Origin of the sequence: Mycobacterium sp. PO1, from assembly GCF_017312405.1 — a bacterium.
Taxonomy (GTDB): Bacteria; Actinomycetota; Actinomycetes; order Mycobacteriales; family Mycobacteriaceae; genus Mycobacterium.
This window is the reverse complement of record NZ_BLTG01000024.1, coordinates 68,670-82,684: the sequence shown is the minus strand read 5'-3', so window position 1 is coordinate 82,684 and position 14,015 is coordinate 68,670. Positions and strand designations below refer to the sequence as shown.

The window sequence follows — 14,015 nt, the reverse complement described above, 5'->3', positions numbered from 1 at the left end:
ATGACCACTCTGGAAATCAAAGACCTGCACGTGTCGGTCGCCAACCCCGACGCGGCCGGCGAGCAGATCCCCATCCTCAAGGGCGTGAACCTCACCGTGCGCTCGGGCGAGACCCATGCGGTGATGGGCCCCAACGGGTCCGGCAAGTCGACGCTGTCCTACGCGATCGCCGGTCACCCCAAGTACACCGTCACCTCCGGCTCCATCACCCTGGACGGCCAGGACGTCCTCGAGATGGAGGTCGACGAGCGGGCCCGCGCGGGGCTGTTCCTGGCGATGCAGTACCCGGTCGAGGTGCCCGGCGTGTCGATGTCGAATTTCCTGCGCACCGCGGCCACCGCCGTGCGTGGCGAGGCGCCGAAGCTGCGGCACTGGGTCAAAGAGGTCAAGGGCGCGATGGGCGACCTGGGCATCGATCCGTCCTTCGGTGAGCGCAGCGTCAACGAGGGGTTCTCCGGCGGCGAGAAGAAGCGCCACGAGATCCTGCAGCTGGGGCTGCTCAAGCCGAAGATCGCCATCCTCGACGAAACCGACTCCGGTCTCGACGTCGACGCGCTGCGGGTGGTCAGCGAGGGAGTCAACCGGTATGCGAAGGACGAGGACGGCGGCATCCTGTTGATCACCCACTACACGCGGATCCTGCGCTACATCCAGCCGCAGTTCGTCCACGTCTTCGTCGATGGCCGGATCATCGAGTCCGGTGGTCCGGAGCTGGCCGACGAACTCGAGGAGAACGGTTACGAGCGCTTCACCCAGGCTGCGGCCGCCGGAGCCTGACATGACGGCCGTGCGGACGCCCGGCCTGCACCGGGGCGACACCATCGACGTCGAGCGGATCCGGGTGGATTTCCCGATTCTGAGCCGGGTGATGCGAGGCGGACACCAGCTGGCCTACCTGGATTCCGGCGCGACGTCGCAGAAGCCCCTGGCGGTGCTCGACGCCGAGCGTGACTTCCTGACCACGTCCTACGGCGCGGTGCACCGCGGTGCGCATCAATTGATGGAGGAAGCGACCGACGCCTACGAACAGGGCCGCGACGACATCGCCGCGTTCGTCGGCGCGCGGGCCGACGAACTGGTCTTCACCAAGAACGCGACCGAGGCCCTCAACCTGGTGTCCTACGTGCTGGGCGACGACCGGTTCGACCGCACGGTCGGTCCCGGCGACGTGATCGTCACGACCGAACTCGAGCACCACGCCAACCTCATTCCGTGGCAGGAATTGGCGCGCCGGACGGGCGCGACTCTGCGCTGGTACGGGGTGGACGAGCAGGGGCGCATCGATCTGGATTCGCTGCAGCTCGATGAGCGGGTGAAGGTGGTGGCGTTCAGCCACCATTCGAACGTCACCGGAACGGTCGCGCCGGTGGCCGAGCTGGTCGCACGGGCGAAGGCGGTCGGAGCGCTGACGGTGCTCGACGCCTGCCAGTCCGTGCCGCATCAGCCGGTCGACCTGCACGACCTCGACGTGGACTTCGCTGCGTTCTCCGGCCACAAGATGCTCGGTCCGACCGGTATCGGAGTGCTCTACGGCAGGGCGGCGCTGCTCGAGGAGATGCCGCCGTTTCTGACCGGCGGATCGATGATCGAGACCGTCACGATGGAGATGGCCACCTACGCGCCGCCCCCGCAGCGGTTCGAGGCCGGCACGCCGATGACGTCCCAGGTGGTCGGTCTGGGTGCCGCCGCCCGGTATTTGACCGAACTCGGCATGCCGGCCGTCGAAGCGCACGAACGCGAACTGGTGGCGGCCGCGCTGACCGGGCTCGCCGAAATCGACGCGGTCCGCATCATCGGCCCGACCTCGATGACCGACCGCGGCTCGCCGGTGTCGTTCGTGGTGGACGGCATTCACGCCCACGATGTCGGTCAGGTCCTCGACGACGACGGTGTGGCGGTGCGCGTCGGTCATCACTGCGCGTGGCCCCTGCACCGCAGGTTCGGGCTGGCGGCGACCGCGCGGGCCTCCTTCGCGGTGTACAACACCGTCGACGAGGTGGACCGCCTGGTCGCCGGGGTACGCCGGGCGCTGGAGTTCTTCGGAGACTGATGAGGCTCGAGCAGATCTACCAGGAAGTGATCCTCGATCACTACAAGCATCCACACCATCGCGGGCTGCGTGAGCCCTTCGGCGCCGAGGTGCATCACGTCAATCCGACCTGTGGTGACGAGGTGACGTTGCGGGTGGCGTTGTCCGACGACGGTCAGACCGTCGACGACATCTCCTACGACGGTCAGGGTTGCTCGATCAGCCAGGCGTCGACGTCGGTACTGACCGATCAGGTGATCGGTCAGAGCGTCGGGGATGCGCTCAAGACCGTCGCGGCGTTCTCGGAGATGGTGTCGTCTCGCGGCCGGATCGACGGGGACGAGGAAGTGCTCGGTGACGGCGTGGCTTTCGCCGGGGTCGCGAAGTATCCCGCCCGGGTGAAGTGTGCACTGCTGGGCTGGACCGCGTTCAAGGCCGCGCTGGCGCAGGCCAGCGCATCGGACACCGCGTTGGCGCAGGCCAGCGCATCGGACACCGCGTTGGCGGAGGCCAGCGCATCGGACACCGCGTTGGCGGAGGCCAGCGCATCGGACACCGCGTTGGCGGAGGCCAGCGCATCGGACACCGCGCTGGCGCTCGCCGGCAGCGGCGACGCTGCTGAAGAAGCTGAGGAGAATTCATGAGTGACACCGCACTGCCCAACGACGAACTGTTGGCCGAGCTCGAGGAGGCCATGCGCGACGTCGTCGATCCCGAGTTGGGCATCAACGTCGTCGACCTCGGACTGGTCTACGGCATCGACGTCGAGAAGAGCGACGGTGGACCCGTCGCGTTGATCGACATGACGCTGACGTCGGCGGCGTGTCCGCTGACCGATGTGATCGAGGATCAGTCGCGTACCGCGCTGGTGGGTGCGGGGCTGGTCAACGAGATCAAGATCAACTGGGTGTGGAACCCGCCGTGGGGCCCGGACAAGATCACCGACGACGGGCGTGAGCAGCTGCGAGCGCTCGGGTTCACGGTGTAGCGAACTCGGGTCAACCCAGCAGGGCGGCCAGTTCGATCAGATCGGTGGCCACCAGCGTGGGCCGGGGCAGTGAGTCGGAGGGGAGTACGGCGTTGCCCGGACGGGCGATGAACGCCGCGCTCATCCCGGCGGCTTGCGCGCCCATCGTGTCCCAGATATGGGCCGCGACCATCATGCAGTCCGTGGGCAGGACCCCGAGTTCGGCGGCAACGCCGGTGTAGAGCCGGGTGGTCGGCTTGAACACCCCGAATGTGTCGACACTGAACTGCCGCTCGAAGTGACCTGCCAGTCCGGCGTTCTCGAGCGGTGTCGGGGCCCCGGACGACGGCGGTGAGTTCGTCAGGGTGACAAGGCGGTAGCCCCGGTCGGCCAGGGTGGTCAGGCCTTCGGCGACGTCCGGGTGGGCCGGCATCGTGCGCATGCTCTGCCCGAGTCGCTCGAGGTCGTCGGACCCGACAGCAACACCGTGCACGTCCCCGAGCATTCGCAGGACCGATCGGCCGAGGGTGAAGAAATCCACGTAGCTGTCGGACAGGGTCACCGTCATCGAATACATGACCAGCTGGCCGAACCATTCCCGCAGCACCTGTGGGTCGCCGAACAGGCCGTCGAACACCGGGGCCAGCGCATCGATGTCGATCAGCGTCTCGTTGACATCGAACACCAACACCGACGGTTCATCCGCAGTCACGCCTTTCACGATCTCATTCTGCGTACGCGGCTTTCGTGTAACGCTCGACCTGGACGACCGCACTGTCTCGGGTGGAGGCGAGAGGAGCCGAGGTGGCCGAGGGTTTCGACCAGCGCTATGTGCGCACCCGTGTCCAGTTGCACGGCTTGGCGGACGGTCTTATCGCCGGCCCGCAGTATCGGTCGGCGGGCACGATCCGGCTGTCGGTCTACGCCGACGGGTTCGGTGGCGCCGCATCACCGCTGTCCATCCGCGGCATGCGGTTCGACTGGGCCGACGGGTCCGCGCCGTTGGCGGGTACGCCACGGGAGTTGGCCCGGGCCGCGGGTGTCGACTTCGGCGCACCCGAGGACGTCTATCCAGCCACCGGTCTGGTGGACGCCGAGACGACTCTCGCTGTCGATGAAGCCGCCGCCACCCTCATCATCCGCAGCCACCATGCAGGCAGCCAGGCTTTGCGGCAGCTGTTCACAGAGCAGCAGCCGGTTCTGTGGCCCGAACACTTCGACGTCGCGGTGAGCGTGAGCGACGTCAACTACGGCGTCTCGGCGGGCGACGGGTACCACCCGACGCCCTACGCGTATGTGGGTCCCTGGATACCGCGAACCGGCTCGTTCTGGAACGCCCCGTTCGGTGCGGCGTATCCGCTGAACACCAACGACGACTGCGCAGAGCTCATCATCGGCATCGTCGAATTCTTCGAACAGGGCACAGCCGAACTGGAGGGACACGCCCCATGACCGACATCGACCCGGATTTCAGTGACCTTCGCGCCTTGTTCATCAACTGCACGCTCAAGAGGTCGCCCGAGATCAGCCACACCGAGGGCCTGATCCGGATCAGTTCCGCCATCATGGAGCGACACGGCGTCGCGGTCGAGGTGGTCCGCGCCGTCGACCATGACATCGCGACCGGGGTGTGGCCGGACATGCGGGAGCACGGCTGGCCGAGCGACGACTGGCCCGCCATCTTCGAGCAGGTCCTGGCCGCCGACATCCTGGTGCTCGCGGGTCCGATCTGGCTCGGCGACAACAGCTCGGTGATGAAGCGGGTGCACGAACGGTTGTACGGAGGGTCGCACCTGCTCAACGATGCCGGCCAGTATCTCTACTACGGCCGGGTCGGTGGGTGCCTGATCACCGGCAACGAGGACGGAGTCAAGCACTGTGCGCAGAACGTGCTGTACACGCTTCAGCACATCGGGTACACGATCCCGCCGCAGGCCGATGCCGGCTGGATCGGTGAAGCCGGCCCGGGCCCGTCGTACCTCGACCCGGGTTCGGGTGGGCCGGCCAACGATTTCACCAACCGCAACACCACCTTCATGACCTGGAATCTGATGCACCTGGCCCGGATGCTGAAGAACAGCGGAGGTGTGCCGGCCTACGGCAACGTCCGCGCGGGGTGGGACGCGGGATGCCGGTACGACTTCGTCAATCCGGAGTACCGCTGACCCTGATGTTGCCTCTCTGCTTTCGGCAATTGTGACGTCGGCGCGCGCCGCGGGCAGTTCCACTGAAAAGGCCGCGCAGAGCGCTGCAATTGCCGATTTCCGCCCGCAGTAATGAGAGCGCTGGCAAACGCCGAGTGCTGCGCTGCAAATGTCGATCACGCCTTCGTTTTTCGTCCGGCCCCTGTTCTGAAATTTGCGGAGTGGAATTTTTCGGAAGAAAACAAGCGCGTGGTCACGTCATTGGATATCGTTTGCTGCACAGCGAGGTCAGTCAGCGGAGAGGCGTTGCACGAGAGCCTTTTTCTGCACCGTTAGCGCTGATGCGTGTGCGAGGGGGCGTCCGCATCGGGATTCCTGTATTCGCTGTGGCGTGGCGTTCTTGGGGCGGTCGCGCCGTGTTCGTTTCTGTTTCTTGTCGCCGACAGCAGGGATGGATGGAGTCATGCGAAGTCGCCACAGTGATTGCTCGCCGGGGGTCAACGGCAAATACTTGTTGGCCAGCGGTGTGGTCGTTGCCGGACTCGGTGCGGCCATGCTGACCGCTAGCGTCGCCACCGCTTCGGCCACTCCCGCCGACTCCGGTGCATCCGCCGGCTCGTCGTCGCAGGACGGCACCTCGCCGCGGGATGCCAATTCCTCCGACGGGTCCACCACGGCGAGTGCACCGGATGACGACGCGACCGACAGAGCGTCCGACGACGCGACCGATCATTCGGTCGGCGACGAGCTCGACGATTCCGACGTTGTCGGCGAGCACGATGAGGTGACCGAGGAGATCTCGCAGGACTCCGACGATGAAGCAGTGGACCCGAACCGAGACACGGTCGACCTCGTCGAATCCGTCGACATCTCCGGTGAGAACGACTTCTCCGATGAGAACGACATCGCCGGCGAGGAGAGCGCAGGCGCGGGAAACGACACCGACGAGGGAACCGCCTCGGGTGCGGACGACGCGGGCGCGGGAGACGCCGGCGGAGAAGAACAGGTCGGAACCACGCAGGGCGACGATTCCGGCTCCGACGAGTCCGGCGGGGTGAGCATGCCGGTCCCGGTCACGCGCAAGGAGACCGATCACGACGAGGTACTGCGGGACGCGGTCGACCGCGCGCCCGCTCCGGTCGACCGCGCGCCCGCTGCAGCGCAGGCGCATCGCGTCGCGGCGGACCCGCCCGCCGAGACCGCATCGGCCCAGTCCGCGATGTCGGTCACCGCCGCATCCCCTGCCCGGATCACGGTCGGCTCGATGATCGTCGACATGCTCTACTCCCTGGGAATTCGCAATACCGGGTTGGGGGCCGACTTCCTGGCCATTCCTGTGCCGCGCTTCATCGAGTCCTGGTGGCAGGGTGTGCGCACCCGCATCTACCGCGACGTGGTCATTCCCGAACCGGAGCCCGAACCCGAACCGGAGCCCGGACCTGAGCCGGAGCCCGCTCCAGAGCCGGCCGACCCAGAGTTGTTGTGGGAGAGCAACTTCACCGACATGTCCGAGGCGCTGCGGTACTGGGGCCTGCAGACCGGGCGATGGGGCGCTCCGGCGGGGGAGAACCAGTACTACACCGACGGCGACAACGTCTACATCGACGCCGACGGGAACCTCGTCATCGACGCCCGGCGAGAGGCCACGCCCGACGGGCTCGGCGCACCGCACAACTACACCTCGGCCCGCGTGGTCACCTACGGCAAGCAGTCCTTCGGCGTGGGCACCAGGGTGGTGGCACGCATCCAGATGCCGGCCACGCAGGGCAGCCTGCCGGCGTTCTGGTCGGTGGGCCTCGAACCGGGTCACGAATTCGACTGGCCGCGGCAAGGCGAGATCGACATCGTCGAGATCCCCGGGCTGGGCACCCCGCAGTCACGGCGGGTCTGGACGGGCAACATCCACGGTCCGGACGACACCGACAACGGCGTCGACGTCACACTGCACGACGTCGCTGCCGACCTGGGCATCGATCTGTCGCAGGGGTTCCACGACTACGGCATGGACTGGTATGCCGACCGCATCGTCTGGCACGTCGACGGCGTCGAGGTCGGCAGCGTCACCCAGGCCCAGTACGAGGCTCTGGGCGGCGACTGGACACCCTTCTCCGGGGCCTGGGACCACTACCTGATCCTCAATGTGGCGGTCGGCAACCCCTGGACCGGGGACCCGGACCCGTCGGCGCCGTTCCACGCACAGATGAAGGTCGACTGGGTCAAGGCCTATCAGCTGTGACCCTCAGTGCTCATCGAGCAGCGAGCGGGTGGTCTCGTCCAGCGGGGTGTAGACCACCAGCTGCAGGTCCGGGCGGTCCGAGGGGCGCAGTTGATGGTGTTCGAGCCGCAGCCGGCCCGCACCGGGACGGTGGAACACCCGCTCGCGGGACTCGAACCCCGCCACCGGGTGACCGTCCCAGCCGCTGCAGAACTCGGGGCTGGCGGTCCGCAACCGGTCGACCAGGGCCACGATCTCCGGGTCACCCAGCCGGCCGGCGGACTCGGCGCGGAACTCGGCGAGGAACCGGCGGCTGGTGACCTCCCAGTCGTCCACCAGCTCGCGCACCGCGGGGTCGGTGAACACCAGCCACAGCAGGTTGCGATCTGCCGCTCCGACCTTCGCCACGTTGGGGTACAGCGACGCGTACGCGCGGTTCCACGCCACGATCGTCCAGTCGGCGGCCAGCGCGTAGGCGGGCCTGCCCGCCAGCTCGTCCAACAGGCGCTGGATGTGCGCCGGCGCCGGTTCGACGGTGTCGGCGTGCAGGTGCGGCGGCGGGGCGTAGCCGGCCAGGCTGAGCAGGTACTGATGCTCCGGGCCGGAAAGCCGCAGTGCCGTGGCGATCGCGTCCAGCACCTGCCGCGAGGGCGTGATCGGCCGGGCCTGCTCGAGCCACGTGTACCAGGTCACGCTCACACCGCAGAGCGCAGACACCTCCTCGCGGCGCAGCCCGACCGTGCGGTCCCGGGGCAGCGCCGGCAAGCCGTGCAGCTCTCGCGACATCTCGGTGCGGCGGGCCCGCAGGAACGCGGCCAGCTCGGCGCGGCTGTCGGAGTGTCCCGCCATGGCTGACCATCGTATTCGTGGAAAACGCCGGCCTCCGCGATCGGACCTGGTGCTCTCACTACTAGCAGCGCCGCCGTCTTCCGGGCGGCACCGGGCAGCGCAAGGCTGAGCAGATGCCTGAACTTCGCTCCCGCACCGTCACCCACGGCCGCAACATGGCCGGCGCCCGGGCATTGCTGCGCGCGGCCGGCGTCGCGGCGGCCGACTTCGGCAAACCGCTGGTGGCGGTGGCCAACAGCTTCACCGAATTCGTGCCCGGCCACACCCACCTTCAGCCCGTCGGCCGGATCGTCTCCGAGGCGGTCAAGGCCGCCGGTGGAATTCCGCGGGAGTTCAACACCGTCGCCATCGACGACGGCATCGCGATGGGGCACGCCGGCACGTTCTATTCGCTGCCGTCGCGCGACCTCATCGCCGACTCGGTCGAGTACATGGTCGAAGCGCATCGCGCCGACGCGCTGGTCTGCATCTCCAACTGCGACAAGATCACCCCCGGCATGTTGATGGCGGCGTTACGGTGCAACATCCCGACCGTGTTCGTCTCGGGCGGCCCCATGGAAGGCGGGCGCACCACCCTTGCCGACGGGGCCCGCAAAACCGGCATGCACCTGATCGACACCATGACGACGGCCGCCGATACCGCGGTCAGCGACGACGACCTGACCCGGATCGAGGAAGCCGCGTGCCCGACCTGCGGATCGTGTGCCGGCATGTTCACCGCGAACTCGATGAACTGCCTGGTCGAAGTGCTGGGTCTGGCGCTACCCGGCAACGGCACCACGCTCGCGACCCATGTCGCGCGCCGTGCTCTCTACGAGAGAGCCGGCGCACTGGTGGTCGAACTGGCGCACCGGTGGTACGACCACGACGACGACACCGCGCTGCCGCGTCGTATCGCCGACCGCGCCGCATTCGGCAACGCGATGTCCGTCGACATCGCCATGGGCGGCTCCACGAACACCGTGCTGCATCTGCTGGCCGCCGCCCACGAAGCCGGTCTGGACTTCGGTCTCGACGACATCGACGCGGTGTCACGCAGCGTGCCGTGTCTGTGCAAGGTCGCGCCCAACGGCACGCACCTGATCGAGGATGTCCACCGCGCCGGCGGCATGCCCGCGCTGATGGGTGAACTCAACCGTGCCGGTCGGCTCACCGGGGACGTCTGCGCCATACACGCCAGCTCGCTGCCGCAGTGGCTGGGTCGCTGGGACGTCCGCGGCGGCCCCGCCACCGCTGAGGCGCATGACCTGTTCCGGGCTGCCCCGGGCGGGCGTCGCACAGCGGCGGCGTTCACCGCGACGGAGTTGCACGAATCGCTGGACACCGACGCCGTCGCAGGATGCATCCGCGACGCCGCGCACGCATACAGCGAAGACGGAGGCCTGGCGGTGCTGCGCGGGAACCTGGCGCCCGACGGCTGTGTGGTCAAGACCGCCGGCGTCGAGGCGCGCATGCTGAGATTCTCCGGAGCCGCGGTGGTGGTCGAGTCGCAGGAAGAGGCCGTCGACGCCATCCTCAACGGCCGGGTGCGCGCCGGGGATGTTCTCGTCGTGCGATACGAGGGACCCCGCGGCGGGCCGGGCATGCAGGAGATGCTGCACCCCACGTCCTTCCTGAAGGGCCGCGGTCTGGGCTCGGTCTGCGCGCTCCTCACCGATGGCCGGTTCTCCGGCGGCAGCTCGGGCCTGTCCATCGGGCACGTGTCACCGGAGGCCGCGGCGGGCGGCGCGATCGCGCTGGTCGAGGACGGCGACCTGATCGACATCGACGTCCCCGGGCGCCGTGTCGAGCTACGGGTGGGCCCCGATGAGCTGACCCGGCGGCGGACCGAGCAGCTGCACCATGGGGGGTTCCGACCTCGGCACCGGAACCGGCCGGTATCCACCGCTCTACGGGCTTACGCCGCGTTGACGACGTCGGCCGACCGCGGCGCTGTGCGCCACGTGCCTGCGGATCCGGTAGTGGACGGGGGAACACCACACCGTTCGCGGGCGTTGACAGACACGTGACTACTCAAGACATCACCGCCGAACAGTTCAACGACATCGTCACCGACAACGAGATCGTTCTGGTCGACTTCTGGGCGTCGTGGTGCGGACCGTGTAAGCAGTTCGCCCCGACGTATGCGGCGTCCTCGGAGAAGCACCCCGACGTCGTGTTCGCCAAGGTCGACACCGAGGCCGAGCAGCAACTCGCAGCCGCGGCCGACATCCGTTCCATCCCGACGCTGATGGCCTTCAAGAAGGGCAAGCTGGTGTTCAACCAGGCCGGCGCCCTGCCTCCGGCCGCGCTGGAGGACCTGGTCCAGAAGGTCAAGGAGTTCGACATCGACGCCGCGGTGGCCGCGCAGGAGAACGGGCAGGAATAACCTGCCCCGGCACGCCCGCTAGCGTGCTGAGCGTGACCGAGCAGCAGAACTCCGCACCGTTGGTCCTCGTCGACCGCCCGAGCGAACACGTGGCGGTCGTGACGCTCAACCGGCCCGAGCGCATGAACTCGATGGCCTTCGACGTCATGGTGCCGCTGAAGAGCGCACTCGACGAGCTGTCGTACGACAATTCCGTCCGCGCGATCGTGCTGACCGGGGCGGGGCGCGGGTTCTCCTCGGGCGCTGACCACAAGTCGGCGGGGTCCGTGCCGCATGTGGACGGTCTGACCAGGCCGACGTATGCGCTGCGGTCCATGGAGGTGCTCGACGACGTCATCCTGGCCCTGCGGAAGCTGCACCAACCGGTGATCGCCGCGGTCAACGGCGCCGCCATCGGCGGCGGCCTGTGCCTCGCGCTGGCCTGCGACATCCGTATCGCCTCGGTCGAGGCTTATTTCCGTGCCGCCGGGATCAACAACGGCTTGACGGCCAGTGAGTTGGGCCTGTCCTACCTGCTGCCGCGTGCCATCGGCACGTCCCGCGCCTTCGAGTTGATGCTCACCGGCCGCGACGTGGATGCCGAGGAGGCCGAGCGCATCGGCTTGGTGTCGCGCGCCGTGGCGCCCGCTGAACTGCTCGCTGTCTGCGTGCAGATGGGGGTGCGGATCGCGTCGTTCTCGCGGCCCGGCATCGAGTTGACCAAGCGCACATTGTGGAGCGGTCTCGACGCGGGCAGCATGGAGGCGCACATGCAGGCCGAAGGCCTGGGTCAGCTGTACATCCGGCTGCTCACCGACAACTTCGACGAGGCGGTCGCCGCGCGAGCACAGCAGCGCCCGCCGGTGTTCACCGACGACAAGAACCCGCGGCCGGGCAATTGAGTTGGCGCCCGGTCGGGCCTGCACACTAGCCTTGGAAGGATGGTCACGGGCGCGTAGTGCGCCCGATGTCGATTCACATGCAACAGGAGGGTCAGCGTGATCACCGCAACGGACCTCGAGGTCCGCGCCGGGGCGCGCACACTGCTCTCCACCGAGGGATCGGCGCTTCGGGTCCAGCCGGGTGACCGGATCGGGCTGGTGGGGCGCAACGGCGCGGGCAAGACGACGACGATGAGGATCCTGGCCGGCGAAGGTGAGCCCTACGCCGGATCGATCTCCCGATCGGGTGAGATCGGATATTTGCCGCAGGATCCCCGCGAAGGCGATCTGGACATGCTCGCCCGGGACCGGGTGCTGTCCGCGCGCGGTCTGGACACGCTGCTGGCCGACCTGGAGAAGCAGCAGGTGCTGATGGCCGAGGTGGCCGACGACACGGCCCGCGACAAGGCGGTCCGCCGCTACGGCCAACTCGAGGAACGGTTCGCGGCGCTGGGCGGTTACGCGGCCGAGAGCGAGGCCGGTCGTATCTGCGCCAGCCTCGGCCTGCCCGAGCGGGTGTTGACGCAGCCGTTGCGCACACTGTCGGGCGGTCAGCGGCGCCGGGTGGAGCTGGCGAGGATCCTGTTCGCCGCCAGCGACGGCGCCGGCGGCGGGGCCGGCTCCCAGACCACGCTGCTGCTCGACGAACCGACCAACCACCTCGACGCCGACTCGATCGGCTGGTTGCGCACTTTCCTGCAGAACCACAGCGGCGGACTCGTGGTGATCAGCCACAACGTCGAGTTGCTCGCCGACGTGGTCAACCGGGTGTGGTTCCTCGACGCCGTGCGCGGTGAAGCCGATGTGTACAACATGGGCTGGCAGAAGTATCTCGATGCCCGCGCCACCGACGAAGCGCGCCGGCGTCGCGAGCGCGCCAACGCCGAACGCAAAGCCGCCGCACTGCGGACCCAGGCTGCCAAGATGGGCGCCAAGGCCACCAAAGCCGTTGCCGCACAGAACATGCTGCGTCGCGCTGACCGCATGATGGCCGCGCTGGACGAGGAGCGGGTGGCCGACAAGGTGGCGCGGATCAAATTCCCCACCCCGGCCGCATGCGGACGTACCCCGCTGGTGGTCAAGGGACTGACCAAGAACTACGGCTCACTGGAGGTGTTCACCGGCGTCGATCTGGCGATCGACCGCGGCTCGCGGGTCGTCGTGCTGGGCCTCAACGGTGCAGGCAAAACCACGCTGCTGCGGCTTCTCGCCGGGGTGGAGACCCCCGATGCGGGTGTGATGGAACCGGGCCATGGCTGCAAGATCGGTTATTTCGCGCAGGAGCACGACACTCTCGACGACCACGCCTCGGTGTGGGAAAACATCCGCCACGCGGCGCCGGACACCGGCGAACAGGACCTGCGCGGTTTGCTGGGCGCCTTCATGTTCACCGGCGCCCAGCTCGAGCAGCCGGCCGGCACGTTGTCCGGTGGCGAGAAAACGCGCCTCGCGCTGGCCGGTCTGGTCGCGTCCACCGCCAACGTGCTGTTGCTGGACGAGCCGACGAACAACCTGGATCCGGCGTCTCGCGAACAGGTCCTCGACGCGTTGCGCAGCTACGTCGGGGCGGTGGTGCTGGTCACGCACGACCCGGGCGCCGCCGAAGCCCTCGATCCGCAGCGCGTGGTACTGCTTCCCGACGGCACCGAGGATTTCTGGTCGGAGCAATACCGCGATCTGATCGAATTGGCCTGACCGTCCCCAGGTGTCAACCCCCCAACTGCGGGGTATGTGTGTCGGAGCACAGACCCGGGAGGCGTTTGATGAAGAAAACCACCCAGTCCAGGGACCAGTTGCTCACCGAGCTCCGCAGCGCCTACGAGCGCGGAGCCAGCATCCGGAACCTGGCGGCGTCGACCGGTCGGTCGTACGGCTCGGTCCACAGTCTGCTCCGTGAATCGGGTACCACGATGCGCAGTCGCGGCGGACCCAACCACCGGCGCCGCACGTAGGACCGTTCAGGGCTGACGCACCGAGTCCTCGACCAGATCGAGTACCGCGCTGAGCTTTTCCGGATCGTCGCCGGAGGCCAGCCGGGCCACCAGCCCATCCAGCACCAGTTCGAGATACGTGCGCAGCACGTCGCCGGGCACATCGTCTCGCAGGCGCCCGGCCTGCTTCTGGCGTCGGAGCCGCTCGGCGGTGGCGGCGGACAACTCCGCTGACCGCTCCGCCCAGCCGCGACTGAACGCCGGGTCGTTGCGCAGTTTGCGCGCGATCTCCAACCGGGTGGCCAGCCAGTCGAATTGCTCCGGCGCCGCGAGCAGGTCGCGCATCACCTGGATCAGCCCCTCGCGGGCAGCGACGTCGGCCATCCGCTCCGCGTCCTCGCGGGCGAGTTCGAAGAACAGCGTGTCCTTGTCGCGGAAGTGGTGAAAGATCGCGCCGCGCGACAGCCCGATGGTTTCCTCGAGCCGCCGCACGGTCGCGCTCTCATAGCCGTATTCCGCGAAACACCGCCGGGCGCCGTCGAGGATCTGGCGGCGGCGGGCCGCCAGATGATCCTCGGTGACCCTGGGCATG

14 protein-coding genes and 1 pseudogene are annotated in these 14,015 nt (G+C 68.0%); 12 read left to right on the top strand and 3 right to left on the bottom strand.

Going from position 1 to position 14,015, the window contains the following annotated elements; all coding sequences use genetic code 11:
* The 4 genes and pseudogenes from sufC (at position 1) to J3476_RS11245 (ending at position 3,017) form a co-directional block, all read left to right on the top strand.
* On the top strand, positions 1–777 hold the full coding sequence (sufC, locus tag J3476_RS11260) for a Fe-S cluster assembly ATPase SufC (protein WP_152517055.1): 777 nt from the start codon (positions 1–3) through the stop codon (positions 775–777).
* A 1-nt stretch (position 778) separates the two neighbouring features.
* Positions 779–2,050 (top strand): cysteine desulfurase, encoded by a 1,272-nt coding sequence (locus J3476_RS11255; protein WP_207066568.1) that lies wholly within the window; start codon positions 779–781, stop codon positions 2,048–2,050.
* A pseudogene (gene sufU, locus J3476_RS11250) lies at positions 2,050–2,484 on the top strand (Fe-S cluster assembly sulfur transfer protein SufU); the annotation flags it as partial. The gene J3476_RS11255 and the pseudogene sufU, both read left to right, overlap by 1 nt.
* Positions 2,485–2,669: 185 nt before the next feature.
* Positions 2,670–3,017: a metal-sulfur cluster assembly factor gene (locus tag J3476_RS11245; protein WP_152517057.1), complete on the top strand. Its 348-nt coding sequence runs from the start codon at positions 2,670–2,672 to the stop codon at positions 3,015–3,017.
* Between the two features lie 10 nt (positions 3,018–3,027).
* Here J3476_RS11245 and J3476_RS11240 read toward each other — a convergent pair whose 3' ends face one another.
* On the bottom strand, positions 3,028–3,708 hold the full coding sequence (locus J3476_RS11240) for a haloacid dehalogenase type II (RefSeq protein ID WP_207066567.1): 681 nt from the start codon (positions 3,706–3,708) through the stop codon (positions 3,028–3,030).
* 92 nt (positions 3,709–3,800) lie between these two features.
* Here J3476_RS11240 and J3476_RS11235 point away from each other — a divergent pair, with 92 nt between their 5' ends.
* The 3 genes from J3476_RS11235 (at position 3,801) to J3476_RS27930 (ending at position 7,376) form a co-directional block, all read left to right on the top strand.
* A complete protein-coding gene (locus tag J3476_RS11235; RefSeq protein ID WP_207066566.1) occupies positions 3,801–4,448 on the top strand; it encodes a hypothetical protein in 648 nt (215 codons plus the stop codon).
* Entirely contained in the window at positions 4,445–5,161 is a 717-nt protein-coding gene (locus tag J3476_RS11230) for a flavodoxin family protein (protein ID WP_207066565.1), read from the top strand. The genes J3476_RS11235 and J3476_RS11230 overlap by 4 nt, the downstream gene beginning before the upstream one ends.
* A gap of 532 nt (positions 5,162–5,693) precedes the next feature.
* Entirely contained in the window at positions 5,694–7,376 is a 1,683-nt protein-coding gene (locus J3476_RS27930; RefSeq protein ID WP_286182894.1) for a glycoside hydrolase family 16 protein, read from the top strand.
* A 3-nt stretch (positions 7,377–7,379) separates the two neighbouring features.
* On the opposite strand, the gene J3476_RS11220 is transcribed toward J3476_RS27930, so the two are convergent.
* On the bottom strand, positions 7,380–8,204 hold the full coding sequence (locus tag J3476_RS11220) for a helix-turn-helix transcriptional regulator (RefSeq protein WP_207066564.1): 825 nt from the start codon (positions 8,202–8,204) through the stop codon (positions 7,380–7,382).
* A gap of 113 nt (positions 8,205–8,317) precedes the next feature.
* Here J3476_RS11220 and ilvD point away from each other — a divergent pair, with 113 nt between their 5' ends.
* From ilvD to J3476_RS11195, 5 genes are all read left to right on the top strand, one after another.
* Positions 8,318–10,213, top strand: coding sequence for a dihydroxy-acid dehydratase (gene ilvD, locus J3476_RS11215; protein ID WP_207066563.1), 1,896 nt, complete (start codon positions 8,318–8,320; stop codon positions 10,211–10,213).
* Positions 10,210–10,572: a thioredoxin gene (gene trxA, locus J3476_RS11210; RefSeq protein ID WP_207066562.1), complete on the top strand. Its 363-nt coding sequence runs from the start codon at positions 10,210–10,212 to the stop codon at positions 10,570–10,572. Before ilvD ends, trxA begins: the two co-directional genes overlap by 4 nt.
* A gap of 23 nt (positions 10,573–10,595) precedes the next feature.
* A complete protein-coding gene (locus J3476_RS11205) occupies positions 10,596–11,453 on the top strand; it encodes an enoyl-CoA hydratase (RefSeq protein WP_207066561.1) in 858 nt (285 codons plus the stop codon).
* A gap of 96 nt (positions 11,454–11,549) precedes the next feature.
* Positions 11,550–13,187 (top strand): ABC-F family ATP-binding cassette domain-containing protein, encoded by a 1,638-nt coding sequence (locus tag J3476_RS11200; RefSeq protein WP_163675088.1) that lies wholly within the window; start codon positions 11,550–11,552, stop codon positions 13,185–13,187.
* 68 nt (positions 13,188–13,255) lie between these two features.
* The gene (locus J3476_RS11195; protein ID WP_152517066.1) at positions 13,256–13,444 is read left to right on the top strand and encodes a helix-turn-helix domain-containing protein; all 189 of its coding nucleotides are present in this window, start codon (positions 13,256–13,258) and stop codon (positions 13,442–13,444) included.
* Positions 13,445–13,450: 6 nt separating this feature from the next.
* Here J3476_RS11195 and J3476_RS11190 read toward each other — a convergent pair whose 3' ends face one another.
* Positions 13,451–14,014, bottom strand: a complete 564-nt coding sequence (locus J3476_RS11190) for a TetR/AcrR family transcriptional regulator (protein WP_152517067.1) — start codon at positions 14,012–14,014, stop codon at positions 13,451–13,453.
* Between the last annotated feature and the right edge of the window lies 1 nt (position 14,015).